This window comes from Pseudomonas sp. LABIM340 (assembly GCF_040017195.2).
Lineage (GTDB): Bacteria > Pseudomonadota > Gammaproteobacteria > Pseudomonadales > Pseudomonadaceae > Pseudomonas.
This window is the reverse complement of sequence record NZ_CM200227.1, coordinates 623,766-649,119: the sequence shown is the minus strand read 5'-3', so window position 1 is coordinate 649,119 and position 25,354 is coordinate 623,766. Positions and strand designations below refer to the sequence as shown.

The following is a 25,354-nucleotide window of genomic DNA, read 5'->3' as shown; positions in this document are numbered from 1 at the left end:
ACAGGTAATTTGCGGTTCACACGAACTTTCGGTTCGTTACGTCTTCACCGTACAACACGCAAATTGTTTGGGTGTTATATGGTCAAGCCTCACGGGCAATTAGTATCGGTTAGCTCAACGCCTCACAGCGCTTACACACCCGACCTATCAACGTCGTAGTCTTCGACGGCCCTTTAGGGGAATCAAGTTCCCAGTGAGATCTCATCTTGAGGCTAGTTTCCCGCTTAGATGCTTTCAGCGGTTATCTATTCCGAACATAGCTACCCGGCAATGCCACTGGCGTGACAACCGGAACACCAGAGGTTCGTCCACTCCGGTCCTCTCGTACTAGGAGCAGCCCCTCTCAAATCTCAAACGTCCACGGCAGATAGGGACCGAACTGTCTCACGACGTTCTAAACCCAGCTCGCGTACCACTTTAAATGGCGAACAGCCATACCCTTGGGACCGGCTTCAGCCCCAGGATGTGATGAGCCGACATCGAGGTGCCAAACACCGCCGTCGATATGAACTCTTGGGCGGTATCAGCCTGTTATCCCCGGAGTACCTTTTATCCGTTGAGCGATGGCCCTTCCATACAGAACCACCGGATCACTAAGACCTACTTTCGTACCTGCTCGACGTGTCTGTCTCGCAGTCAAGCGCGCTTTTGCCTTTATACTCTACGACCGATTTCCGACCGGTCTGAGCGCACCTTCGTACTCCTCCGTTACTCTTTAGGAGGAGACCGCCCCAGTCAAACTGCCCACCATACACTGTCCTCGATCCGGATAACGGACCAGAGTTAGAACCTCAAGCATGCCAGGGTGGTATTTCAAGGATGGCTCCACGCAGACTGGCGTCCACGCTTCAAAGCCTCCCACCTATCCTACACAAGCAGGCTCAAAGTCCAGTGCAAAGCTACAGTAAAGGTTCACGGGGTCTTTCCGTCTAGCCGCGGATACACTGCATCTTCACAGCGATTTCAATTTCACTGAGTCTCGGGTGGAGACAGCGCCGCCATCGTTACGCCATTCGTGCAGGTCGGAACTTACCCGACAAGGAATTTCGCTACCTTAGGACCGTTATAGTTACGGCCGCCGTTTACCGGGGCTTCGATCAAGAGCTTCGCTTTCGCTAACCCCATCAATTAACCTTCCGGCACCGGGCAGGCGTCACACCCTATACGTCCACTTTCGTGTTTGCAGAGTGCTGTGTTTTTAATAAACAGTCGCAGCGGCCTGGTATCTTCGACCGGCATGGGCTTACGGAGTAAATCCTTAACCCTCGCCGGCGCACCTTCTCCCGAAGTTACGGTGCCATTTTGCCTAGTTCCTTCACCCGAGTTCTCTCAAGCGCCTTGGTATTCTCTACCCAACCACCTGTGTCGGTTTGGGGTACGGTTCCTAGTTACCTGAAGCTTAGAAGCTTTTCCTGGAAGCATGGCATCAACCACTTCATCATCTGAAAGATGACTCGTCATCAGCTCTCGGCATTAAGACCCCGGATTTACCTAAGATCTCTGCCTACCACCTTAAACTTGGACAACCAACGCCAAGCTGGCCTAGCCTTCTCCGTCCCTCCATCGCAGTAACTAGAAGTACAGGAATATTAACCTGTTTCCCATCGACTACGCTCTTCAGCCTCGCCTTAGGGACCGACTAACCCTGCGTCGATTAACGTTGCGCAGGAACCCTTGGTCTTTCGGCGTGGGAGTTTTTCACTCCCATTGTCGTTACTCATGTCAGCATTCGCACTTCTGATACCTCCAGCAAGCTTCTCAACTCACCTTCACAGGCTTACAGAACGCTCCTCTACCGCGCATCTTGCGATGCACCCGTAGCTTCGGTGTATGGTTTGAGCCCCGTTACATCTTCCGCGCAGGCCGACTCGACTAGTGAGCTATTACGCTTTCTTTAAAGGGTGGCTGCTTCTAAGCCAACCTCCTAGCTGTCTAAGCCTTCCCACATCGTTTACCACTTAACCATAACTTTGGGACCTTAGCTGACGGTCTGGGTTGTTTCCCTTTTCACGACGGACGTTAGCACCCGCCGTGTGTCTCCCACGCTGACACTTCCAGGTATTCGGAGTTTGCATCGGTTTGGTAAGTCGGGATGACCCCCTAGCCGAAACAGTGCTCTACCCCCTGGAGTGATACGTGAGGCGCTACCTAAATAGCTTTCGAGGAGAACCAGCTATCTCCGAGCTTGATTAGCCTTTCACTCCGATCCACAAGTCATCCCCTACCTTTTCAACGGGAGTGGGTTCGGTCCTCCAGTCAGTGTTACCTAACCTTCAACCTGCTCATGGATAGATCGCCCGGTTTCGGGTCTATACCCAGCGACTAAAACGCCCTATTAAGACTCGCTTTCGCTACGCCTTCCCTATACGGTTAAGCTCGCCACTGAATATAAGTCGCTGACCCATTATACAAAAGGTACGCAGTCACCTAACAAAGTAGGCTCCCACTGCTTGTACGCATACGGTTTCAGGTTCTATTTCACTCCCCTCTCCGGGGTTCTTTTCGCCTTTCCCTCACGGTACTGGTTCACTATCGGTCAGTCAGTAGTATTTAGCCTTGGAGGATGGTCCCCCCATATTCAGACAAAGTTTCTCGTGCTCCGTCCTACTCGATTTCACTTCAAAGAACCTTTCACATACGGGGCTATCACCCACTATGGCCGCACTTTCCAGAGCGTTCTGTTAGATTCAAAGAAGCTTAAGGGCTAATCCCCGTTCGCTCGCCACTACTAAGGGAATCTCGGTTGATTTCTTTTCCTCAGGGTACTTAGATGTTTCAGTTCCCCTGGTTCGCCTCTTACACCTATGTATTCAGTGCAAGATACCTAACTTATGCTAGGTGGGTTTCCCCATTCAGAGATCTCCGGATCAAAGTCTGTTTGCCGACTCCCCGAAGCTTATCGCAGGCTACCACGTCTTTCATCGCCTCTGACTGCCAAGGCATCCACCGTATGCGCTTCTTCACTTGACCATATAACCCCAAGCAATCTGGTTATTGTCTCGAACGTGAAGACGACATTCGCCGAAAATTCGCGCTTGAACTCGCAAATTTTACCTTGACTTGAATAATCACCAGTGAAAGAGATTATTCAGTCTACTTCTATCACATACCCAAATTTTTAAAGAACAGTTCTGGCACAAAGACCAGACATCAATGTTCGTTCATCCTGAACATTCATGTCTGAGCTTTCGACGATTAATGGTGGAGCCAAGGAGGATCGAACTCCTGACCTCCTGCGTGCAAAGCAGGCGCTCTCCCAGCTGAGCTATGGCCCCATCGGATCAGCAGCACACCACAACAATTGGTGGGTCTGGGCAGATTCGAACTGCCGACCTCACCCTTATCAGGGGTGCGCTCTAACCAACTGAGCTACAGACCCAATCGTCTAACCAGTGAATCAAGCAATTCGTGTGGGAGCTTATGAAGAAGCTGAGATCTTCGATTAAGGAGGTGATCCAGCCGCAGGTTCCCCTACGGCTACCTTGTTACGACTTCACCCCAGTCATGAATCACTCCGTGGTAACCGTCCCCCTTGCGGTTAGACTAGCTACTTCTGGAGCAACCCACTCCCATGGTGTGACGGGCGGTGTGTACAAGGCCCGGGAACGTATTCACCGTGACATTCTGATTCACGATTACTAGCGATTCCGACTTCACGCAGTCGAGTTGCAGACTGCGATCCGGACTACGATCGGTTTTATGGGATTAGCTCCACCTCGCGGCTTGGCAACCCTCTGTACCGACCATTGTAGCACGTGTGTAGCCCTGGCCGTAAGGGCCATGATGACTTGACGTCATCCCCACCTTCCTCCGGTTTGTCACCGGCAGTCTCCTTAGAGTGCCCACCATAACGTGCTGGTAACTAAGGACAAGGGTTGCGCTCGTTACGGGACTTAACCCAACATCTCACGACACGAGCTGACGACAGCCATGCAGCACCTGTGTTCCGATTCCCGAAGGCACTCCCGCATCTCTGCAGGATTCCGGACATGTCAAGGCCAGGTAAGGTTCTTCGCGTTGCTTCGAATTAAACCACATGCTCCACCGCTTGTGCGGGCCCCCGTCAATTCATTTGAGTTTTAACCTTGCGGCCGTACTCCCCAGGCGGTCGACTTATCGCGTTAGCTGCGCCACTAAGATCTCAAGGATCCCAACGGCTAGTCGACATCGTTTACGGCGTGGACTACCAGGGTATCTAATCCTGTTTGCTCCCCACGCTTTCGCACCTCAGTGTCAGTATCAGTCCAGGTGGTCGCCTTCGCCACTGGTGTTCCTTCCTATATCTACGCATTTCACCGCTACACAGGAAATTCCACCACCCTCTACCGTACTCTAGTCAGGCAGTTATGGATGCAGTTCCCAGGTTGAGCCCGGGGATTTCACATCCATCTTACCAAACCACCTACGCGCGCTTTACGCCCAGTAATTCCGATTAACGCTTGCACCCTTCGTATTACCGCGGCTGCTGGCACGAAGTTAGCCGGTGCTTATTCTGTTGGTAACGTCAAAACAGCAAGGTATTAACTTACTGCCCTTCCTCCCAACTTAAAGTGCTTTACAATCCGAAGACCTTCTTCACACACGCGGCATGGCTGGATCAGGCTTTCGCCCATTGTCCAATATTCCCCACTGCTGCCTCCCGTAGGAGTCTGGACCGTGTCTCAGTTCCAGTGTGACTGATCATCCTCTCAGACCAGTTACGGATCGTCGCCTTGGTAGGCCTTTACCCCACCAACTAGCTAATCCGACCTAGGCTCATCTGATAGCGCAAGGCCCGAAGGTCCCCTGCTTTCTCCCGTAGGACGTATGCGGTATTAGCGTTCCTTTCGAAACGTTGTCCCCCACTACCAGGCAGATTCCTAGGCATTACTCACCCGTCCGCCGCTGAATCCGGGAGCAAGCTCCCATCATCCGCTCGACTTGCATGTGTTAGGCCTGCCGCCAGCGTTCAATCTGAGCCATGATCAAACTCTTCAGTTCAATACTGCTTGGGTTTTGAGAAAACCCTAAACTTGGCTCAGCAATCGCATGCTCTATTTAAAGAGCTAAAACTCTCGAATTCACGAGTGTTACTTGCGTTGCTGATAATCAGTCGATCATCAGTCTTACATCACAAGCACCCACACGAATTGCTTGATTCAACTTGTTAAAGAGCGTTTGGCTGAGGCTTTCGTCTCAACCGAGGCGCGCATTCTACGCTAACCTCTCTTTCCGTCAAGCTTTATTTTTCGAAAATTTCTTTTCTACTCAATCGCTTGTGCTTCAGCGAAGGAAACCTTCTCATCAGCGGGAGGCGCATTCTACAGCGATCAAACTCGCTGTCAACCACCTCGGCGATCTTCTTTTCAGCTCACTGCCGGAGCAGCTAACGAAGAGCGGCAAGTGAATCACCTGCCTGACCACCACTCCTAACTCCGAACCTCTGTAAGTACTTGATTTTCAAGTTCTTTCAGCGCTTCGTCGCTGGGAGTGGTGCGCATTATAGGGAGTTTAAATGGGCCGTCAACGACTAATTTAAACTTTCTTCACTCAGCGACCAGGGAGACGCGAGCAAAAGCTTTCTTGCCAGCCTGCAGGACATGGGTAGCACCCACCCTGAAGACGAAGCTGCGATCCACGGCCTCGCCATCCACCCGCACGCCGCCGGAGGACAGCAGGTCGCGAGCAACGGCAGAGTTCTTCACCAGACCTGCCTTATTAAGGACGGCACCAATGGGCAGGTCTTCTGCCGCCGCCACCTCTACTTCAGGCAGGTCTTCCGGCAGCTCGCCCTCTTTCAGGCGATTGCCAGCGGACTTGTGCGCGGAAGCAGCCGCTTCTTCACCATGGAAGCGGGCTACGATTTCTTCCGCCAGCTTGATCTTGATGTCGCGCGGGTTGGCGCCAGCCTCTACGTCTTTCTTGAAGCCCTCGATCTCTTCCATGGAGCGGAAGCTGAGCAGCTCGAAGTAACGCCACATCAGGGTATCCGGGATGGAGACCAGCTTGCTGTACATGACACCCGGCGTTTCCTGGATGCCGATGTAGTTACCCAGGGACTTGGACATCTTCTTCACGCCGTCCAGACCTTCGAGCAGCGGCATGGTCAGGATGCACTGAGGCTCCTGCGCATAGGCACGCTGAAGCTCACGCCCCATCAGCAGGTTGAATTTCTGGTCAGTACCGCCAAGCTCAACGTCCGCACGCAGTGCCACCGAGTCGTAGCCCTGAACCAGCGGATAGAGGAACTCGTGAATGGCAATGGACTGATTGCTGGCATAGCGTTTGCTGAAATCATCGCGCTCCAGCATACGAGCAACGGTGTACTGGGAAGCCAGACGAATGAAATCAGCGGGGGAAAGCTGGTCCATCCAGGTGGAATTGAAGGCTACTTCGGTCTTCGCGGGGTCGAGGATCTTGAAGACCTGGGTCTTGTACGTCTCGGCGTTCTCGAGAACCTGCTCGCGGGTGAGGGGTGGGCGGGTAACACTTTTTCCGCTGGGGTCACCGATCATCCCAGTGAAGTCGCCGATCAGGAAGATCACCTGATGGCCCAGCTCCTGGAACTGACGCAGCTTATTAATAAGGACGGTGTGTCCCAGGTGCAGGTCGGGAGCGGTCGGGTCGAAGCCGGCCTTGATACGCAGGGGCTGGCCGCGCTTGAGCTTTTCGATCAGCTCGGCCTCCACGAGAATTTCGTCTGCACCGCGCTGGATCAGCGCCAGCTGCTCTTCGACCGACTTCATTGCAGGTTCCTGTACATTGCGAATTGCGAAAGGGAACCAACGATACAAGAACAGGCACTAAAAACAAGTTTTGCCCAGCGCCAGAAGACAGGACGTCAGAAGCCCGACATCAGGGTTGCTTCAGAGGGAATTTGGTTATATTTTAGGCAGTTATTTCACATTCCAAAAACACCACTCACGCCATGACGCAATCCGATCAGAAAGCGCCGTACTACCCGAAGAGCCATCTGCTGGCCGCAAGCGGTGTAGCAGCGCTCCTCAGCCTGGCTCTGCTGGTGTTCCCCTCGGCCGAAGTCGAGGCGAAGAAGACCACGCTCAATCTCGAGCTGGAAAACAGCACCGAGCAGATCCTCCAGGAAAAAGACGATCTTCGACCCAACGCGGTCACGGAAGACGACGGCTCTTCGCCTTTTGCACAGATAGAAGGCCAGCCGGACAACCAGAACAGCGCCGGAAAAGACGCGGAAAAGAAGAACGATCTCGCCGATTCGAACCAGCAAGCCTCCCCCTCCGCTTCCGCAGACCCTGCGTGGAAAAGCGTGACCGTGGGCAAGGGCGACACCCTTTCTACCGTGTTCGCGAAGGCCGGCCTGCCGGCGAACGTCGTGCACGACATGCTTGCCGCCAGCAAGGACGCCAAGCAGTTCACCCGTCTTGATATCGGCCAGGACGTGGACTTCCTCATCGACACCAAGGGCGAGCTGCAGGGCCTGAAGGTCAAGCGCAGCGACCTCGAGACCATCAGCCTGAACAAGTCCGACAAGGGCTATGACTTCAAGCGTGACCTGGTCAAACCCTCGGTGCATGCAAACTATGCCCACGGCCGCGTCGACAGTTCGCTGTTCGTCGCCGGCAAGAACGCCGGGCTTTCCCACGACCTGATCATGTCGATGGCCAACATCCTTGGCTACGACATCGACTTCGCCCAGGATATTCGCGAAGGCGATTCGTTCGATGTGATCTACGAATCCCAGCAGGTGCAGGGCAAGCAGGTCGGTACCGGCAGCATCCTCGCGGTGCGCTTCGTCAACCGCGGCAAGGAGTACACGGCGGTGCGCTACACCAGCAAGCAGGGCAGCACCAGCTACCTGCGCGCCGATGGCAGCAGCATGCGCAAGGCATTCATCCGTACTCCGGTGGACTTCGCCCGCATCAGCTCGCGCTTCTCCATTGGGCGTTTCCACCCGATCCTGAACAAGATTCGTGCACACAAGGGCGTGGACTACGCGGCGCCTATCGGTACGCCGATCAAGGCGACCGGCGACGGCAAGATTCTCGAAGCCGGCCGCAAGGGTGGCTACGGTAACGCCGTGGTGATCCAGCACGGCCAGCGCTACCGCACCGTGTACGGCCATATGAGCCGCTTCGCCAAGGGCATCCGCTCCGGCGTGGCGGTGAAGCAGGGCCAGATCATCGGTTACGTCGGCATGACCGGCCTCGCCACTGGCCCGCACCTGCACTACGAGTTCCAGGTCAACGGCCAGCATGTCGATCCGCTGAGTGCCAAGCTGCCGACCGCCGACCCGCTGTCCGGTCCGGAGCGCAAGCGCTTCATGGCTCAGGCGCAACCGCTGATCGCGCGCATGGACCAGGAGAAGGCAACCTTCCTGGCCCTGAACAAGCGCTGAGTCATGCCGCTCTATCTGGGGGTGATGTCCGGTACCAGTCTCGACGGACTGGACATCGCCCTGATCGAGCAAGGCGAGCAGACCACTCTGCTCGCCTCCCATTACCTCCCGATGCCTGCGGCGCTGCGTGCCGACCTTCTGGCACTCTGCTCTTCCGGCCCCGACGAAATCGCCCGCTCCGCCCTCGCGGAAAACAGCTGGGTACGTCTGGCGGCCCAGGGCATCAATGAACTCCTCGCCCGCGAGAAGCTGAGCGCCAGCGCGATTCGCGCCATCGGCAGCCACGGCCAGACCATTCGCCACGAGCCGCATCTGGGCTTCACCGTGCAGATCGGCAACCCGGCACTGCTCGCCGAACTGACTGGTATCGACGTAGTGGCCGACTTCCGCCGCCGCGACGTAGCCGCCGGTGGCCAGGGTGCACCGCTGGTACCCGCCTTCCATCGCGCGCTGTTCGGCAGCGATGGTCGCGAGTGCGCCATCCTCAACGTGGGCGGTTTCAGCAACGTCTCACTGCTCAGCCCTGGCAAGCCGGTTCGCGGATTCGACTGCGGCCCCGGCAACGTCCTGCTGGATGCCTGGATTCAGGAGCAGCGCGGCGAAGCCTATGACCGCGACGGCGCCTGGGCTGCCAGCGGCAGCATCGATCAGGCGCTATTGCAGAAAATGCTGACCGATGACTTCTTCGCCGCCAAAGGCCCGAAAAGCACCGGACGCGAGCGCTTCAACCTGAACTGGCTGAACGCAGTCCTCGCCGGCCACGGCCCGGTGAAGGTCGAAGACGTGCAGGCAACCCTGCTCGAACTGACCGCACAAAGCATCGCTGCAGCACTATTGGACGCGCAGCCCGGCTGCGAGGAAGTGGTGGTTTGCGGTGGCGGCGCCTTCAACGCGACACTGATGCAACGACTGGCCGCGCACATGCCGGGCGCCAGCGTGATCAGCAGCCTCGACCGCGGCGTACCGCCGGAATGGATGGAGGCAATGGCCTTCGCCTGGCTGGCCCATCGTTTCTTCGAGCGCGAGCCCGGCAACTGCCCGGAAGTCACGGCCGCACAAGGGCCGCGTATTCTTGGCGCGCTCTACCCCGCCTGAATCCGCCGCACAAACAAAAACGCCGCGCATCTGCGCGGCGTTTTCGCTGCTACGGCATCAGATCGAGAAGGACTGACCGCAGCCGCAGGTGGTCGCTGCGTTCGGGTTCTTGATGACGAACCGCGAACCTTCGAGGCCTTCCTGGTAGTCCACTTCCGCACCAGCGAGGTACTGGAAGCTCATCGGATCGACCACGAGGTTGACGCCGTCGCGCTCGACGATGGTGTCGTCGTCCGCGGTGTCTTCATCGAAGGTGAACCCGTACTGGAAGCCCGAACAGCCACCGCCTGTGACGAACACCCGCAGCTTGAGGCGCGGATTGCCTTCTTCGTCGATCAGGTTCTTCACCTTGTTCGCAGCGCCTTGCGAGAACATCAGCGGAGTGGGGGTGAAGGTTTCGATGGTCATGGTGAAAACTCTCCCGGCCGAGGCCGTACGTTACAACATTGCGGACCATTATCCGCTTACCCCAGAAAAACGGTCAACTAATCCGACTCATCCATTGGTCCAGATCAATCGACCGCCTTCCGGGGCAGTCTTTCCTTACGGCAGCAACGCGACGTTGGACAGGCCCAGGTGCTCGTCCAGGCCGAACAGGATGTTCATGTTCTGGATCGCCTGGCCGGACGCGCCCTTCACCAGGTTGTCGATCACCGAGAGGATCACCACCAGATCGCCGCCCTGCGGACGGTGCACCGCGATGCGGCAGACGTTGGCGCCGCGCACGCTGCGGGTTTCCGGATGGCTGCCGGCCGGCATCACGTCGACGAACGGCTCGTTGGCGTAGCGCTCTTCATACAGCTTCTGCAGGTCGACGCCACGATCGGCGACGCGTGCGTACAGGGTCGCGTGGATACCACGAATCATCGGGGTCAGGTGCGGCACGAAGGTCAGGCCGACATCGCCCTTGGCTGCGCGACGCAGGCCCTGGCTGATTTCCGGCAGGTGACGGTGACCTTTCACCGAGTAGGCCATCATGCTTTCACCGGCTTCGCAGAACAGCGAACCGACCTTGGCGCCACGGCCAGCGCCGCTGACGCCGGACTTGCAGTCGGCGATCAGCTGGCTGGCGTCGGCCAGACCGTTCTCCAGCAGCGGGATGAAGCCGAGCTGGGTAGCGGTCGGGTAGCAGCCGGGAACGGCGATCAGGCGCGCGGACTTGATCGCCTCGCGATTCACTTCCGGCAGGCCATAGACGGCTTCGGGCAGGAGTTCCGGCGCACCGTGGGGCTGGCCGTACCACTTGGCCCACTCCTCGGCGTCCTGCAGGCGGAAGTCCGCGGACAGGTCGATCACCCGGGTACCGGTCGCCAGCAGCTCACCGGCCAGTGCGTGGGCCACGCCGTGCGGGGTGGCGAAGAACACCACGTCGCACTCGCCCAGACGCTTCACGTCCGGCACGCTGAAAGCCAGGCCGTCGTAGTGGCCCCGCAGGTTCGGGTACATGTCGGCGACTTTCACGCCCTCCTCGGAGCGCGAGGTAATCACCTCGACGCGAGCCTGGGGATGCTGTGCCAGCAGGCGCAGCAGTTCCACGCCCGTATAACCCGTACCGCCTACGATACCGACCTTGATCATCTGCCTGTCACTCCACCTATGGGGCCAAATTCAGGGGCAGCCATGATATGAGCCGCTGCCCCCGCTGAACAGAGCGAATGCACGCAGGTTTAGGAGCCTTTGGTCGGAGCCAGGGTTTCCTGCATCTGACGAGCGAGCGCGTGATAGATCGGCAGCGGGTTCAGGCGCGCCGATACACCGCTGGCCAGCAGCGTGGCAGCGAGGATAGGGATCAGCATGTCGGGGCTGTGGGACATCTCCACGGTGATCACCGTGGCGGTAAGCGGCGTGCGTGTGACCCCGGCTAGGTAGGCGGACATCCCCAGCAGCGCCACCGCTGGCAGGCTTGCACCGGGGATCAGCGGCGTCAGCCAGGGCGCCAGACTGGCGCCGACGGTGAGCGAGGGGGAGAACAGCCCGCCAGGGATGCCGGCGATGAAGGAGATCACGTTGGCGATGAACTTCCACAGGAGGAAGTCATGCCCCACCACCGGCTGCCCCTCGAGGATGGACCGGGTCTCGGCGTACCCGGTGCCGAACACATGTTGCCCGGACAGCAGGCCGAGCAGCGCCAGCACCAGCCCGCAGGCAGCGGCGAAGCGGATCGGCCAGCGCCCGCGCCAGCGGCTGATGAAGCTGAGCGGACCGCGCTGGGTCGGCAGCACCAGCCGGCAGTAGAGGCCACCGAGCAAGCCACCTAGCACTCCGCAGGCCACCACGGCGATCCACGCCGGGCCCAGGGGCATGCTTTCCGAGAGACGCCCGAAATAGCTGTAGCTGCCCATCAGGCCGAGCGTGACCATGCCGCCGAGCAGGACGGCGGTGAGCACCAGCCCGCTGAAGCGTTGCTCGAAGGTGCGGCTCAGTTCCTCGATGGCAAAGACCACCCCACCCAGCGGCGTATTGAAGGCGGCGGCGATGATCAGGCCGGACACCGTGCGCTTGTCATAGAGCCCCAGGCGACGGCCGAGCGAGTACATCAGGGCCGCGCCGATATGCACGGTCGGGCCCTCGCGGCCGGCCGAGGCGCCCACCAGCAACGCCATCAGGGTCATCGCCAGCTTGCCCACGGCAATCCGTACCGACAGCAAGGCATTGCGTGTGCGGCTGCTGCGTTGTTCCAGCGCCACGATGACCTGTGGAATGCCGCTGCCACGGGTGTTCTTCAGCGCTCCCTGGGTCAGCCAGACCAGCCCGGCGAAGCCCAGCGGACAAAGCAGCCACGGCCACCACTGATTGTGCGCGACCACGGCGCGAAAGGTCGCGCTGGCGAGATCCGCCAGATGGGCGAAGGCCAGTGCCACCAGACCCACCAGCAGCGCGCCCAGCCAGAACGCCAGGTTGCGCCTCCACTGGCGCAGCAGCGGATGGCGCGCCAGTGGGCGCCTGGAGACGGTACGAGCGGATGAATCACCAGTCGACTCACTGGAACTCTCCGGCGATGCGGGTTCTGACATGGACACGAAGCCGGGCATCTTCCGGATGCCATGCGGCGCGCGCGGCAAACAGCCACGGACGGAAGAGCTCAGTGTAATAGACGCAGGGATGACGCCATTGCACGGCGCCACTACTATCGGCTCAACCGTGATCCGAGGAAGTCCTGATGCTTTACCTGTGGTTGAAAGCCTTTCACATCATTGCCGTGGTCTGCTGGTTCGCCGGCCTCTTCTATCTCCCGCGCCTGTTCGTCTACCACGCCATGAGCGAGGACGCCGCCAGCCGCGAGCGCTTCTGCATCATGGAGCGCAAGCTGTACCGCGGCATCATGGGCCCGTCGATGATCCTCACCATTATCCTCGGCGCCTGGATGCTCTACCTCAACCCGGCCTGGCTGACCCAGGGCTGGATGCACGCCAAGCTGACCCTGGTGGTCCTGCTGATCGGCTACCACCACGCCTGTGGCGCCATGCTCAAGCGCTTCGCCCGTGGCGAGAATGGCCGCAGCCATGTGTTCTACCGCTGGTTCAACGAAGTGCCGGTACTGTTCCTGATCGCCATCGTGATCTTGGTGGTCGTCAAACCTTTCTGACCCCGACAAGGAGACTGTCATGTCCCTGCCCGCCCTGCTCGACCGCCGCCTGCGCATTCCCCTGGTGGCGGCACCGATGTTCCTGGTCTCCAACCCGCAATTGGTGCTGGCCTGCTGCAAGAGCGGCATCGTCGGCAGCTTCCCCGCGCTGAACCAGCGCGAGAGCAGCGGCTTCAAGGCCTGGCTGGAAGAGATCGAGGCCGGGCTGGCCGCCGACCCGCAGGCCGCGCCCTATGCGGTGAACCTGATCGTCCACAACACCAACCCGCGCCTGCAGGAAGACCTCAAGCTCTGCGTCGAGCACAAGGTGCCCATCGTCATCACCAGCCTGGGCGCGGTGCGCGAAGTGGTGGATGCGGTGCACAGCTATGGCGGCCTGGTGTTCCATGACGTCACCACCCGCCGTCATGCCGAGAAGGCAGCGGAAGCCGGTGTCGATGGCCTGATCGCCGTGGCCGCTGGCGCCGGTGGCCACGCCGGCACCTGGAGCCCCTTCGCGCTGGTCGCAGAGATCCGTCAGTTCTTCGACAAGACCCTGCTGCTGGCCGGCTGCATCAACCACGGCCACGAGATCCTCGCCGCCCAGGTGCTGGGCGCCGACCTCGCCTATCTCGGCACCCGCTTCATCGCCACCCGCGAGAGCGCCGCTTCCGAGGACTACAAGCACATGCTGCTCAACGCCCGCGCCGCCGACATCATCCACACCCCCGCCGTCTCAGGCGTGCCGGCCAGCTTCATGCGCCAGAGCCTGGAAGCCGCCGGCTTCGACATGCAACGGCTGAGCGACAAGGGCGCGCTCGACTACGGCGAGAAACTCAAGCCAGTCAGCGACGAGGCCAAGGCCTGGAAGACCGTGTGGTCCGCCGGCCAGGGTGTCGGCGATATCCGCGACCTGCCCGCGGTGGGCGAACTGATCGCGCGGCTCGACCACGAGTACCGCCAGGCCCTGACCCGCAGCGCCGGCCTGTCCAACCAGCTGCTGGTCTGAGCTGCGGCACCGCTCACGATATATCCGCCGGGGCCGCTTGTTGGCCTCCGGCGGCCCGATTACGCTGTAGCGATTCCAACATAGCCAGAAGACAAGGATGCCCCGATGGATCAATCCCGCTTCAAGATCGTGTTCGACGGCGCGCTGATGCCGCAGACCCCCCTGGAAACCGCCAAGGAAAACCTCGCCCGCCTGTTCAAGAGCGACGCTGCGAAGATCGAAGCGCTGTTCAGCGGCCAGCCGGTCGTGCTCAAGCGCGACCTCTCCGACGATGAAGCCGACAAGTACCTGCGAGCCCTCCATGGCGCCGGCGCGAACGCCCGCAAGGAAGCCGAAGGCGTTGCCGGTTTCAGCCTGGTGGAGACCGACGACCATCCCAGCGAAGCGACCCTGGCCGCCCGCGCCTCCGGCGAAAGCACCAGCAACGAGCGGATGACCTGCCCCAAGTGCGGTCACGAGCAGGCCACTGCCATCGAGTGCAGCGCCTGCGGCATCGTCATCGAGAAGTACCTGGCACGCCAGGCCGAACTGGCGGCCAACCCGGCGCCCAGCGTGGCAGCCACTGCTCCGAACGCGACGCCCTCCCCCTATGCGCCGCCCCAGGCCAAGGTTGGCGACGACCTGCCGGAATTCGGCGAACTGAAAGTCCGCAGCCTGTCCGGCCGAATCGGTCGCGTGCGCTACCTCGGCTGGTCCGCCGCGCTGTCCTTCATCGTCTTCGGCGCCTATCTGGCCGCCAGCCTGCTGATGGCCGTCTCGATGCCCCTGGGCGTGGTCGCCATCGCCGCGGTGGTTATCGCCGCCATGGTCTTCAGCGTGCCCATTGGCGTACAGCGTCTGCATGACCTGGGCTGGTCCGGCTGGCTCTGGCTCGTCCTGCTGGTGCCCTTCGTCAACGCAGTGCTCAGCCTGCTGATGCTGTTCATGCCCGGCGAGCAAAGCGTCAACCGCTTCGGTCCGCCGCCGCCGCCCAACAGCACCGGCGTCAAGGTCCTGGCCTTCTCCTGGCTGCTGTTCCCGGTGTTTGGCGGTATCCTCGCCGCCATCGCGATCCCGGCCTACCAGAGCTACGTCGAACGCGCCCAGGCAGCGCAAGCCTCGCAGCACCAGCAGGGTGACGAAGCTGCCGATCCGGCGGCCACCGCGGAGCCCTCCGACGGCGACTTCAGCAGTGGCGACACCGAAGGCGGCGACTCGGATCAGTAATGCAACAACCCGTGGCGGGCGTGGTCGAACGCCACCCCGTCACAGAGACTCCTGAATGCCTCGTTTTGCCCTCATCACCGGCGCTTCCAGCGGTATCGGCCTGGCCCTGGCCGAAGCCCTCGCCCGCCGTGGCCAGGCACTGATCCTGGTGGCGCGCCAACGCGATGCCCTGGATAGCGCCGCCTGCGAGTTGTCTCAGCGTTTCGGGGTGGAAGTGCTGTTCCGCGTCTGCGACCTGTCAGAACCGCTGCAGATCTCCGGCCTGCTGCACGAACTGGAACAGAGCGGGCGGCAGATCGAGCTGCTGGTGAACAATGCCGGCGTCGGCACTTCCGGCGCCTTCATCGACCAGGACTGGTCCCGCGAGCAGGAACTGCTGGAGCTCAACGTCCTGGCCCTGGCCCGCCTGTGCCACGGCATCGGCGCGATGATGGAGCGCACTGGCGGCGGACGGATTCTCAACGTCGCCTCCATGGCCAGCCTGCTGCCCGGCCCGTGGATGAGCAGCTACTACGCCAGCAAGGCGTTCGTGCTGCATTTCTCCGAAGGTCTGCGCGAGGAGCTCAAAGGCCGTGGCATCAAGGTCTCGGTGCTGTGCCCGGGGCCGACCCGCACGGCCTTCTACCGCAATGCCGACATGCGCCTGGGCAAGCTCGACGACGGCAAGCGCGTCATGACTCCCGAGGAAGTCGCCTTCCTGACCGTGAAAGCGCTGCGCCGCGCGCCCGCACTGATCATCCCCGGCTGGCGCAACCGCCTGTTCGCCTGTGGCGTGCGACTGCTGCCACGCTGGGTCATGCGCAAGCTGGCCGGGCGCATCAACCGCCTGGCGCTGGCCAGCTGATTCAGGCTCAGTCCGCGCGCACGGTGCGGCCGTCGGCCCACTGGCGCAGAGCGGCCAGCTCCTCCGCCATGACCACCGACAACGGCGCGGTGCGGCGGATCTCCTCCAGCAGCAGCGTCTGATCCACCGCCTTCTGCCGCGCCTGCGCGGCGTAGAAGGCGCCCACCACCGCCTGCTCGATCTCCGCCCCCGAGAAACCGTCAGCAGCTTCGGCCAGTCCACCCAGATCGAACTGCGTCACCTCCAGTTCACGGCGCACAAGGTGGATGCGGAAGATGTCCATCCGCACGGCATGGTCGGGCAGATCGACGAAGAACAGCTCGTCGAAGCGCCCCTTGCGCACCAGCTCCGGCGGCAGGCGATCGATGGCGTTGGCGGTCGCCACCATGAACACCGGCGCCTTGCGCTCGGCCAGCCAGGTCAGCAGCGTCGCCAGTACGCGCTGACTGACGCCGTTGTCCTGATCGCCCGTGGCCACGCCTTTCTCGATCTCGTCCGCCCAGAGCACGCAGGGCGCCATGCTGTCCGCCAGGCGCAACGCCTCGCGCAGGTTGCGCTCGGTCTCGCCGAAGTACTTGTTGTAGAGGCTGCCGAAATCCAGGCGCAGCAATGGCAGACCCCAGAGGCCGGCAACCGCCTTGGCCGCCAGGCTCTTGCCGCCGCCCTGCACACCCACCAGCAGCACGCCCTTGGGCAGGTCCTTCTCCTTGCTCTCGGTGAAGGCGCTCTGCCGCTCGCCCAGCCAGCGTTTGAGATTGGCCAGCCCGCCCACTTCGGCGAAGCGTGCGGTGTCGTGCTCGAAACTGAGGACGCCGTCGAGGTTGAGCAGCTCGAACTTGGTGCGATTGAGCTCCGGCAGGTCTTCCTGAGTGAGCGCCCCGTCGTTGCAGATCACACTGCGCGCCAGCAACCGAGCCTCGCCATGGGTCAGGCCGCGCAGGTTCTTCACGACCTGGCGCAGGGTCCGGTTATCCGTGCGCACCCGCGCGCCCTTGTTGCGCTCGCTCCAGCGGCTCGCCTCCTCGCGCACCAGCCCCACCAGCTCATCCTCGGAGGGCAATGACAGTGCAAAGCGCGCGGCGAAGCGCTGGACTTCGGCGGGCAGCTTCAGCGCATGGGAAACCAGCACCGCCGTGGGGCGGAAATTGCCCTCGGCCATGGCGATCTCCTTGAGCAGACGCACGGCGCGCGGGTTGTCCACCAGATAAGGATGCAGATCGCAGAGTACATAAAGGTTCGGCTGCGGATCGGCCTTGATCAGGCGCAGGGCATTCTCCGCCTCGCGGCTGTCATTCTCCCCCTGGGGCTCCCCGCCAAAACCGAGGCGCTGCAGGCCCTCGGTCGCCGACCACAGCTGCAGGTTGAGCCCACGGCGCACCGCCAGGCCGGTCAGGGTCTCCAGCACACGAGGTTCGTCCCAGGACTCGATGACGATCAGCTTGACCCTGGAATCCAGCACCAGGCCCAGGTCATGGATATCGTTCTGCACGCTCGCTCCTTGCGTTGGCCGGCCCGGAACTGGGCGCGGCGGTCGACGGCCGCTAAACTCCTGCTCCTGACCACATGGCTGGAGGAGCATTTCGTGGACTGTCTGTTCTGCAAGATCGTCGCCGGGGACATTCCCGCGCGCAAGCTCTATGAAGATGACCAGGTCATCGCCTTCCACGACATCGGCCCGCAGGCGCCGGTGCACTTCCTGGTGATCCCGAAGAAGCACGTTTCCACCCTCAACGACCTGACCGAGGCGGACAAGCCGCTGGCCGGACACATCCTCTTCACCGCCCAGCGTCTGGCGAAGGAGCAGGGCTGCGACGAGGGCTTCCGCGTGGTGATGAACTGCAACGACCTGGGCGGCCAGACGGTGCATCACATCCACATGCACGTGCTGGGTCAGCGCCAGATGCACTGGCCGCCGGGCTGACCCTCGGCTGATCGGGCAGAAGAAGCTGCGCGCACCTCGGCAAGACCTGTCATCCGCCATCCGGTAAACTGCCGGGCGAATGTTCCTACTCGGAGGTGCGCCATGTCCGCCGACCGTCACTACTCCCCCGCCGACCGTTTCCTGCTGCAGGCCGATGCCGCGCTGCGCACCCTGCTGCCCTTCAGCGGTCATCCGGGACGCCCGTCCCCCGCCATCGTCCAGCCCGATGCCGAGCTCAGCGACACCGATGCCCGCCACGTGGCCGGCCTGATGCGCATCAACCATACCGGCGAGGTCTGCGCCCAGGCGCTGTACCAGGGCCAGGCACTGACCGCCAAGTTGCCGAAGGTGCGCAAGGCCATGGAAGAGGCGGCCGACGAGGAAGTCGACCACCTCGCCTGGTGCGAACAGCGCATCCGCGAGCTGGGCAGCCGCCCGAGCGTGCTCAATCCGATCTTCTACGGCCTGTCCTTCGGCGTCGGCGCTGCTGCCGGACTGATCAGCGACCGCGTCAGCCTGGGCTTCGTCGCCGCCACCGAGGATCAGGTGTGCAAGCACCTGGACGAACACCTGGCGGAAATCCCCGCCGAGGACCAGAAGTCCCGCGCCATTCTCGAACAGATGCGCGAGGACGAGGAACACCACGCCACCAGCGCCATCGAGGCTGGCGGCCTGCGCTTCCCGGCGCCGGTGAAGTTCGGCATGACGCTGCTGTCCAAGGTGATGACCAAGTCCACCTACCGGATCTGATCCGGTCGGCAACGAAAAAGGGCGCCCACTGGGCACCCTTTTTTCATCGTACGGAAGATCAGCGCGGCATGTTGCGCGCGTAGAAGATCTCCAGCATTTCGTGCCGTACGCGTTCTTCCACCTGCTTGCGCTGCTCGGGCGACAGGTTGCTGGTCGCATCGCCGAACAGGTAGTTGTCCAGGTCGAACTCCTTGAGCAGCATCTTGGTGTGGAACAGGTTCTCCTGGTACACGTTCACGTCGGTCATCTGATAGGCCTCGTACGTGTCGTCGGAGAGATAGTTCTGGATCGAGTTGATCTCGTGGTCGATGAAGTGCTTCTTGCCTTCCACGTCACGGGTGAAGCCGCGCACGCGGTAATCCACGGTGACGATGTCCGAATCGAACTGGTGGATGAGGTAGTTGAGCGCTTTCAGCGGCGAGATGACGCCGCAGGTCGACACATCGATGTCCACCCGGAAGGTCGCGATGCCTTCCACCGGATGAATCTCCGGATAGGTGTGCACGGTGATATGGCTCTTGTCGAGGTGCGCCAGGATGGTTTCCGGTAGCGGCCCCGGGGATTCCTCGATCTGGCTGTCGGTCGGGGTGACCGGCTGCTCGGAGATCAGGATGGTTACGCTGGCGCCTTGCGGATCGTAATCCTGACGGGCGATGTTCAGGATGTTTGCGCCAATGATGTCGACAACATCGGTGAGGATCTGCGTGAGACGTTCAGCATCGTATTCTTCGTCGATGTACTGCACGTAGGCCTGCTGGTCTTCAGGCGTCTCGGCATAGCAGATGTCATAGATGTTGAAGCTCAAGGTCTTCGTCAGGTTGTTGAACCCGTGGAGCTTGAGTTTGCTTTTCACCGTGGGAAAACTCTCATCAAATGCGGCTCTGCCGCGTGGTTGAGCATGCCCGTCAGATGCGTACGGCGGCACCTGCGTAGGACGGTTTACACCTCTTCGCGATGGCGATTGTGGTTGCTTGGTTTCGGGCCGGATGGCCCTGAAAAAAGGTGGCGCATTATGCAGAGGTCAGGCGACCTCTGCCAGAGTTTGCGCACCCTTGATGATGAAAGGATGAAGGGAGCTGTCAGCCCAGTTCCACGATCTCGTAGTCGTGGGTGATCTCGACGCCAGCGCGACCGAGCATGATCGAGGCGGAGCAGTATTTTTCGGCCGACAGCTCGACCGCGCGCTTGACCTGCGCTTCCTTCAGGCCACGGCCCTTGACCACGAAGTGCACGTGAATCTTGGTGAACACCTTCGGGTCTTCGTCGGCGCGCTCGGCTTCGAGGAAGGCTTCACAGCTTTCCACCGGCTGGCGGCCCTTCTTCAGGATGCTGACCACGTCGAAGTTGGTGCAGCCGCCCAGGCCGAGCAGGAGCATTTCCATGGGGCGCACGCCCAGGTTGCGGCCACCGGCGTCTGGCGGGCCGTCCATCACCACGACGTGACCGCTGCCGGATTCGCCGAGGAACATCGCCTCGCCCGCCCACTGGATTCGCGCTTTCATTGCAAGGAACTCCGCCGGAAAAAAAGGGGCGACAGCTTATCACAGGCCCCTAGCACGCCCAGTGGGAGCGATGGCTGTTACCCAGGTCTCATTTCCACACGGCAAGTATGCATTTATCACTTAAGCTGGCGCCGGTTTACTGGCACACTCTCAGAAATTGCCTACACGAACGTTCCAGCTTTCCGATTGTTGGTAACACGTCGTCTGTTAAGCTCTTGCTGATTTACGTACATGCAAGGCTGCTCAGCAAGGCAATCATGCCGCCCTGTGGATCGAGGGGGATCGCGCCAGGGACGCACGGCACTACAGCTGAACATAAAAAATCATTAGCGCCTGTTGTGCAAAGGCCACTCTTTCTACTTTCCGGGACTCGGGCATGGTAGCTATTACCCTCACACCCAAAATCAAGAACCTCGACAAGTTGCTCGCGCACTGTCATCGCCGCCGCTTCACCGCCAAGAGCACCATCATCTACGCCGGTGACCGCTGCGAGAGCCTGTTCTTCATCATCAAGGGGTCGGTGACCGTCCTGATCGAGGATGACGACGGCCGCGAGATGATCATCGGGTACCTCAACACTGGCGACTTCTTCGGCGAGATGGGGCTCTTCGAGAAGGAAGGCAGCACCGGCCAGGAGCGCAGCGCCTGGATCCGCGCCAAGACCGAATGCGAAGTCGCGGAAATCAGCTATGCGAAGTTCCGCGAACTGAGCCAGCAGGACCCGGAGATTCTCTTCACCCTGGGCAGCCAGATGGCGGACCGCCTGCGCAAGACCACGCGCAAGGTCGGCGACCTGGCCTTCCTCGACGTCACCGGTCGCGTCGCGCGCACCCTGCTGGACCTGTGCCAGCAGCCGGACGCCATGACCCACCCGGACGGCATGCAGATCAAGATCACCCGCCAGGAAATCGGCCGCATCGTCGGCTGCTCCCGCGAGATGGTCGGCCGCGTGCTCAAGAGCCTGGAAGAACAGGGCCTGGTGCACGTGAAAGGCAAGACCATGGTGGTCTTCGGCACCCGCTGAAGAATCGCCAGAAAGCAAAAAAGCCGGCAATCGCCGGCTTTTTTGTGTCAGCAGGAAGCGTCAGTCCGGATCGGCGCCCAGCTTGACCTTGCTCCGCTCGGGGAAGAACAGGCGCTTGAGCTCGGTACCCGGCTCGTCGGCGCGCATGAAGGCTTCACCGACCAGGAAGCCGAATACGTCGCTGACTTCCATCAACTCGACATCGGCGCGGTTGAGGATGCCGCTCTCGGTGATCACCATGCGCTCGCGCGGGATTTCCGGCAGCAGGTCCAGGGTGGTCTCCAAGCTCACTTCGAAGGTGTGCAGGTTGCGGTTGTTAATTCCGACCAGCGGGGTGTCCAGGGTCTTCAGCGCACGCTCCAGCTCCGGGGCATCATGCACTTCCACCAGCACGTCGAGGCCGACGTCCTTGGCCACCGAGGCCAGCTCGGCCATGCGCACGTCATCCAGCGCCGAGACGATCAGCAGGATGCAATCGGCGCCGATGGCGCGGGCTTCCACGACCTGGTACGGATCGATCAGGAAGTCCTTGCGGATCACCGGCAGCGAGCAGGCCGCGCGGGCTTCCTTCAGGTAGGCATCGCTACCGAGGAAGAAGTCGATGTCGGTCAGCACCGAGAGGCAGGCCGCGCCGCCTTCTTCGTAGCTGCGGGCGATATCGGCCGGGTCGAAGTTCTCGCGCAGGATGCCCTTGCTCGGCGAAGCCTTCTTCACTTCGGCAATCACCGCCGGCTCGCGGCGCTTGGCGCGCTCCAGCAGGGCATTGGCGAAACCGCGCGGGGCGTCAGCGGCACGCGCCAGCTGCTCGAGCTCGCCGATGCTGACGCGGGTGCGGCGTTCGGCGACTTCTTCGGCCTTGCGGGCCAGGATCTTCTGCAGAACCGTCGGCACACTCACTGTGCGTTCTCCTCTCGGTAAACGGCGGTGAAGGCCGCCAGCTCTTCCATCTTCTCCCGCGCCAGCCCGGTGTGCAGGGCGTCGTGGGCCAATTGCATGCCTTCGTGCAGGCTGGTGGCCAGGTCCGCGGCGTAGAGCGCGGCGCCGGCGTTGAGCACGATCAGCTCGGCAGCCTTCTGTCCGGCCTCGGTCTTGCGCCGGCCGAGGGCATCACGGATCAGCTCCAGCGACTGCTGCGGGCTGTCCACGGTCAGGCCGATCAGGCTCTGGCTCTTGATGCCGAAATCTTCAGGTTGCACTTCGTATTCGGTGACCACGCCGTCCTTCAGTTCGGCAACGTGAGTCGCTGCCGCGAGGCTGAACTCGTCCAGGCCATCGCGCGAATGCACCACCAGGATGTGCTCGCTGCCCAGGCGCTTGAGCACCTCGGCCAGCGGGCGGCACAGCGCCTGGCTGAACACGCCGACCACCTGGTGCTTCACCCCAGCCGGGTTGGTCAGCGGGCCGAGCATGTTGAACAGGGTACGCAGGCCCAGCTCGCGACGCGGCGCGGCAGCGTGCTTCATGGCCTTGTGGTGGACCTGGGCGAACATGAAGCCGACGCCGACGGTCTCGATGCAACGCTTCACCTGGACGGGTTTGAGGTCCAGGTAGATGCCGGCGGCTTCCAGCAGGTCGGCGCTGCCGCTCTTGCCGGAGACCGCACGGTTACCGTGTTTGGCGACCTTGCCGCCAGCCGCGGCGACCACGAAGGCCGCCGCCGAGGACACGTTGAAGATGTTCGCGCCGTCGCCACCGGTGCCGACCACGTCGACCACGTGCTTGAGGCTGTCCAGCTCGACCTGGTCGGCTAGCTCGCGCATCACCGCCACGGCGCCGACGATCTCGTCGATGGTCTCGCTCTTCATGCGCATGCCCATGAGGAAGGCGCCGATCTGAGCGTCGGTGCACTGCCCGGTCATGATCTCGCGCATGACGTCCTGCATTTCCTCGGTGGTCAGGTCCAGCTGGTTGACCACGCGGCCGAGGGCTTCCTTGATGTTCATGCGCGCACCCCGCCGGTCTGCTTGAGGAAGTTGGCCAGCATCTCGTGGCCCTGTTCGGAAAGGATCGACTCGGGGTGGAACTGCACGCCCTCGACGTTCAGCGTCTTGTGGCGCAGGCCCATGATCTCGTCGACCGAGCCGTCTTCCAGCGCCGTCCAGGCGGTAATTTCCAGGCAGTCGGGCAGCGTCTCGCGCTTCACCACCAGGGAGTGGTAACGGGTCTGGGTCAGCGGATTGTTCAGGCCGGCGAACACGCCCAGGTCCTTGTGGAACACCGGGCTGACCTTGCCGTGCATGACCTGACGCGCGCGCACCACGTCACCGCCGAATGCCTGGCCGATGGACTGGTGACCCAGGCATACGCCCAGCAGCGGCAGCTTGCCGGCGAAGCGCTCGATGACTTCCAGGGACACACCCGCCTCGTTCGGCGTACACGGTCCGGGGGACAGGACGATGCGTTCGGGATTGAGCGCGGCGATCTCGTCGACGCTCAGTTCGTCATTGCGAATGACGTGGATGTCGGCCTTCAACTCGGCGAAGTACTGCACCAGGTTGTAGGTGAAGGAATCGTAGTTATCGATCATCAGCAGCATGTCTGCTCGAACCTCATGATTGCACTGCTTTCGGATCGCGCCATCGTCGACACCCGTTGCGGCCTCGCGGGCTGCGCGAATCTGGCAATTATGCCAGCGGATGGGAGAAATGGACGCGTAAGAAGAGACCGGCGCTATGCCGGGAAAGAAGGAATCAGGCGCGCCAGCGCCAACGGGCGAATGCCTTGAGGAGGGAGGTGATGATGCGGGTGCGGTGGATCACGGTTGCGGTCTCGCCTAGCGATGGCCGAACAGTAGCCCAAGGCCGGGCGCCAGCGCAATATGCGCGGCGCCCCTGCCGACGAAGGTAGGAAGGTTCAGCGGCACGCGTCGAGGGCGGCACGCAGGCGGGTTTCGTAGGCCAGGTGCTGCTGCCGCTCGGCCAGCAGCGCGCGCACCTTGGTTTGCAGGTCGTCCGCCGGGTGCAGGTCGGCGGTGGCGAATCGAGGGGTTTCGACAGCCGGCGCCTGGCACGGCACCGGAACGGGAACGCGCACTTCCACCGGCGCCGGCGCGGTGGATGCGCACCCTGCCAGAAGCAGCACGGGGACCAACCGCAGCAGCTTCATGGCAACAGCTCCCGGTCGATCAGCTGACGTACCACGGCGCACTCCTCGCCTTCGCTGCGCTCCAGCAGCAGGCGGCTGGCAGCGGCCTCATGGCTTTGCGCCTGTTCGCGAGCCAGTGCCAGAGCGCGCTCGGCGGCGTCCGCACGCTGGCGGGCAGCCTGCTCCAGCGATTCAACCTCGGTGTTCTGCAGCGCCAGCTTGGACTCAAGTGCTTTGCCGGCATCACTGCAGCGTGCCTGCTCCAGACGCAGGCTTTCCAGCTGCCCACCATAGAAACACGCCGTCAGCCAGCAGCCGACGAAGCCACCCGACAGAAAGCCGACCAGGCCCAGTACCAGCCAGAAGCGGCTCACCCCAGCACCTCCAGCGCACGGCGCCAAAGCCGCGCACGCTCCTCCAGGCCGTTCAACCCGCCATTGATGCGCCGGGTGATGTCCTCGAAGCGCATCGCATCGGCCAGCTCATTGAGCCCGTTGCATTGCCACCACCAGGCAGCGGTACGACACGCCCAGCGCGGCTCCGCCAGCAGCTGCGGGCGAGCGACAAAAGGTTGCGCGAGTCCTTCGCCGACAGAACGGTAATTGCTCCTCCCGGTCACCTGCAGCAGACCCCGCCCCCGAAAGCGCCAGCCATCGCCGGAGGCCTCGTCGCCATTACCGTTGCGCCCGGCGTAGACGAGGTTGGCGATGCGCTCCGGCTGGTACGCCACCTCCCGCGCCAGCGCCGTGGGCGAACCGTCGGCACTGCGGAAGCGCCGGGGCCAGACAACGGCCAGGCGCTGCGCGCTGTAGGTCAGGCTTTCCACGCAACGGGTCAGCTGCGCACTTTCGTGGCCCACCTGGGCGAGGAAGGCGGCAACGCGCGGCGGCGTGTCGATGGCGAAGTCGCGCATCGCTGCCGCGAGCACCGGAATAAAAACGCCCGCGACAGGGCGGGCGTTGGGCAGGATCAGCAGGAGCTGGCGTTCGTCGATGAGCATG

Annotated in this window: 22 protein-coding genes, 2 tRNA genes and 2 rRNA genes; 9 read left to right on the top strand and 17 right to left on the bottom strand. The window is 61.7% G+C overall.

What is annotated here, in order from left to right; all coding sequences use genetic code 11:
* Positions 1–78: 78 nt before the first annotated feature.
* The 5 genes from ABKS89_RS03120 to tyrS form a co-directional block, all read right to left on the bottom strand.
* A 23S ribosomal RNA gene (locus ABKS89_RS03120) occupies positions 79–2,970 on the bottom strand.
* 229 nt (positions 2,971–3,199) lie between these two features.
* A tRNA-Ala gene (locus ABKS89_RS03115) sits at positions 3,200–3,275 on the bottom strand.
* A gap of 27 nt (positions 3,276–3,302) precedes the next feature.
* Positions 3,303–3,379: transfer RNA gene (locus ABKS89_RS03110), tRNA-Ile, on the bottom strand.
* 64 nt (positions 3,380–3,443) lie between these two features.
* Positions 3,444–4,980, bottom strand: a 16S ribosomal RNA gene (locus ABKS89_RS03105).
* Together the 16S and 23S rRNA genes with 2 tRNA genes alongside form the textbook arrangement of a ribosomal RNA operon.
* Positions 4,981–5,525: 545 nt before the next feature.
* Positions 5,526–6,725: a tyrosine--tRNA ligase gene (gene tyrS / locus ABKS89_RS03100; protein ID WP_348589124.1), complete on the bottom strand. Its 1,200-nt coding sequence runs from the start codon at positions 6,723–6,725 to the stop codon at positions 5,526–5,528.
* A 182-nt stretch (positions 6,726–6,907) separates the two neighbouring features.
* Between tyrS and ABKS89_RS03095 the strand changes: the two genes are divergently transcribed.
* On the top strand, positions 6,908–8,353 hold the full coding sequence (locus ABKS89_RS03095) for a peptidoglycan DD-metalloendopeptidase family protein (RefSeq protein ID WP_348589125.1): 1,446 nt from the start codon (positions 6,908–6,910) through the stop codon (positions 8,351–8,353).
* Between the two features lie 3 nt (positions 8,354–8,356).
* Positions 8,357–9,448 (top strand): anhydro-N-acetylmuramic acid kinase, encoded by a 1,092-nt coding sequence (locus tag ABKS89_RS03090; protein WP_138212963.1) that lies wholly within the window; start codon positions 8,357–8,359, stop codon positions 9,446–9,448.
* Between the two features lie 57 nt (positions 9,449–9,505).
* Here the strand turns inward: ABKS89_RS03090 and erpA are convergent, their stop codons facing one another.
* From erpA to ABKS89_RS03075, 3 genes are all read right to left on the bottom strand, one after another.
* Positions 9,506–9,856: an iron-sulfur cluster insertion protein ErpA gene (erpA, locus tag ABKS89_RS03085; RefSeq protein ID WP_045212604.1), complete on the bottom strand. Its 351-nt coding sequence runs from the start codon at positions 9,854–9,856 to the stop codon at positions 9,506–9,508.
* A 135-nt stretch (positions 9,857–9,991) separates the two neighbouring features.
* Entirely contained in the window at positions 9,992–11,026 is a 1,035-nt protein-coding gene (gene argC / locus ABKS89_RS03080; RefSeq protein WP_045212607.1) for an N-acetyl-gamma-glutamyl-phosphate reductase, read from the bottom strand.
* An 89-nt stretch (positions 11,027–11,115) separates the two neighbouring features.
* Positions 11,116–12,462, bottom strand: coding sequence for a chloride channel protein (locus ABKS89_RS03075; RefSeq protein ID WP_348589126.1), 1,347 nt, complete (start codon positions 12,460–12,462; stop codon positions 11,116–11,118).
* Positions 12,463–12,608: 146 nt separating this feature from the next.
* Here ABKS89_RS03075 and hemJ point away from each other — a divergent pair, with 146 nt between their 5' ends.
* The 4 genes from hemJ (at position 12,609) to ABKS89_RS03055 (ending at position 16,072) form a co-directional block, all read left to right on the top strand.
* A complete protein-coding gene (hemJ, locus tag ABKS89_RS03070; protein WP_081520750.1) occupies positions 12,609–13,034 on the top strand; it encodes a protoporphyrinogen oxidase HemJ in 426 nt (141 codons plus the stop codon).
* A gap of 19 nt (positions 13,035–13,053) precedes the next feature.
* The gene (locus ABKS89_RS03065) at positions 13,054–14,022 is read left to right on the top strand and encodes an NAD(P)H-dependent flavin oxidoreductase (RefSeq protein ID WP_138212964.1); all 969 of its coding nucleotides are present in this window, start codon (positions 13,054–13,056) and stop codon (positions 14,020–14,022) included.
* A 105-nt stretch (positions 14,023–14,127) separates the two neighbouring features.
* Complete coding sequence (locus ABKS89_RS03060; RefSeq protein ID WP_138212965.1) at positions 14,128–15,228, top strand: DUF805 domain-containing protein; 1,101 nt, start codon at positions 14,128–14,130, stop codon at positions 15,226–15,228.
* A 55-nt stretch (positions 15,229–15,283) separates the two neighbouring features.
* Positions 15,284–16,072 (top strand): SDR family NAD(P)-dependent oxidoreductase, encoded by a 789-nt coding sequence (locus ABKS89_RS03055; protein ID WP_045212616.1) that lies wholly within the window; start codon positions 15,284–15,286, stop codon positions 16,070–16,072.
* Between the two features lie 7 nt (positions 16,073–16,079).
* Here ABKS89_RS03055 and ABKS89_RS03050 read toward each other — a convergent pair whose 3' ends face one another.
* Complete coding sequence (locus ABKS89_RS03050) at positions 16,080–17,561, bottom strand: AAA family ATPase (protein ID WP_348589127.1); 1,482 nt, start codon at positions 17,559–17,561, stop codon at positions 16,080–16,082.
* 93 nt (positions 17,562–17,654) lie between these two features.
* Between ABKS89_RS03050 and ABKS89_RS03045 the strand changes: the two genes are divergently transcribed.
* Positions 17,655–17,993, top strand: a complete 339-nt coding sequence (locus ABKS89_RS03045) for a histidine triad nucleotide-binding protein (RefSeq protein WP_081520754.1) — start codon at positions 17,655–17,657, stop codon at positions 17,991–17,993.
* Positions 17,994–18,095: 102 nt separating this feature from the next.
* Positions 18,096–18,743 carry a 2-polyprenyl-3-methyl-6-methoxy-1,4-benzoquinone monooxygenase gene (gene coq7 / locus ABKS89_RS03040; RefSeq protein ID WP_081520755.1) on the top strand — a complete coding sequence of 216 codons (648 nt, stop codon included), beginning with the start codon at positions 18,096–18,098 and terminating at the stop codon, positions 18,741–18,743.
* Between the two features lie 58 nt (positions 18,744–18,801).
* Here coq7 and speD read toward each other — a convergent pair whose 3' ends face one another.
* Positions 18,802–19,596 (bottom strand): adenosylmethionine decarboxylase, encoded by a 795-nt coding sequence (speD, locus tag ABKS89_RS03035; protein ID WP_017517341.1) that lies wholly within the window; start codon positions 19,594–19,596, stop codon positions 18,802–18,804.
* 226 nt (positions 19,597–19,822) lie between these two features.
* Entirely contained in the window at positions 19,823–20,245 is a 423-nt protein-coding gene (locus ABKS89_RS03030) for an OsmC family protein (protein WP_015475289.1), read from the bottom strand.
* Positions 20,246–20,621: 376 nt separating this feature from the next.
* Between ABKS89_RS03030 and crp the strand changes: the two genes are divergently transcribed.
* The gene (gene crp, locus ABKS89_RS03025) at positions 20,622–21,269 is read left to right on the top strand and encodes a cAMP-activated global transcriptional regulator CRP (RefSeq protein WP_024763566.1); all 648 of its coding nucleotides are present in this window, start codon (positions 20,622–20,624) and stop codon (positions 21,267–21,269) included.
* 60 nt (positions 21,270–21,329) lie between these two features.
* Here crp and trpC read toward each other — a convergent pair whose 3' ends face one another.
* The 6 genes from trpC to ABKS89_RS02995 all read right to left on the bottom strand — a co-directional run bounded on the left by trpC (position 21,330) and on the right by ABKS89_RS02995 (position 25,353).
* The gene (gene trpC / locus ABKS89_RS03020) at positions 21,330–22,166 is read right to left on the bottom strand and encodes an indole-3-glycerol phosphate synthase TrpC (RefSeq protein ID WP_348589128.1); all 837 of its coding nucleotides are present in this window, start codon (positions 22,164–22,166) and stop codon (positions 21,330–21,332) included.
* Positions 22,163–23,212: an anthranilate phosphoribosyltransferase gene (gene trpD / locus ABKS89_RS03015; RefSeq protein WP_138212970.1), complete on the bottom strand. Its 1,050-nt coding sequence runs from the start codon at positions 23,210–23,212 to the stop codon at positions 22,163–22,165. The genes trpC and trpD overlap by 4 nt, the downstream gene beginning before the upstream one ends.
* Positions 23,209–23,805, bottom strand: a complete 597-nt coding sequence (locus ABKS89_RS03010; RefSeq protein ID WP_017517337.1) for an aminodeoxychorismate/anthranilate synthase component II — start codon at positions 23,803–23,805, stop codon at positions 23,209–23,211. The genes trpD and ABKS89_RS03010 overlap by 4 nt, the downstream gene beginning before the upstream one ends.
* 317 nt (positions 23,806–24,122) lie before the next feature.
* A complete protein-coding gene (locus ABKS89_RS03005) occupies positions 24,123–24,374 on the bottom strand; it encodes a hypothetical protein (RefSeq protein ID WP_348589129.1) in 252 nt (83 codons plus the stop codon).
* The gene (locus tag ABKS89_RS03000; RefSeq protein WP_138212972.1) at positions 24,371–24,727 is read right to left on the bottom strand and encodes a hypothetical protein; all 357 of its coding nucleotides are present in this window, start codon (positions 24,725–24,727) and stop codon (positions 24,371–24,373) included. The genes ABKS89_RS03005 and ABKS89_RS03000 overlap by 4 nt, the downstream gene beginning before the upstream one ends.
* A complete protein-coding gene (locus ABKS89_RS02995) occupies positions 24,724–25,353 on the bottom strand; it encodes a glycoside hydrolase family 19 protein (protein WP_138212973.1) in 630 nt (209 codons plus the stop codon). The genes ABKS89_RS03000 and ABKS89_RS02995 overlap by 4 nt, the downstream gene beginning before the upstream one ends.
* Position 25,354: the final 1 nt, after the last annotated feature.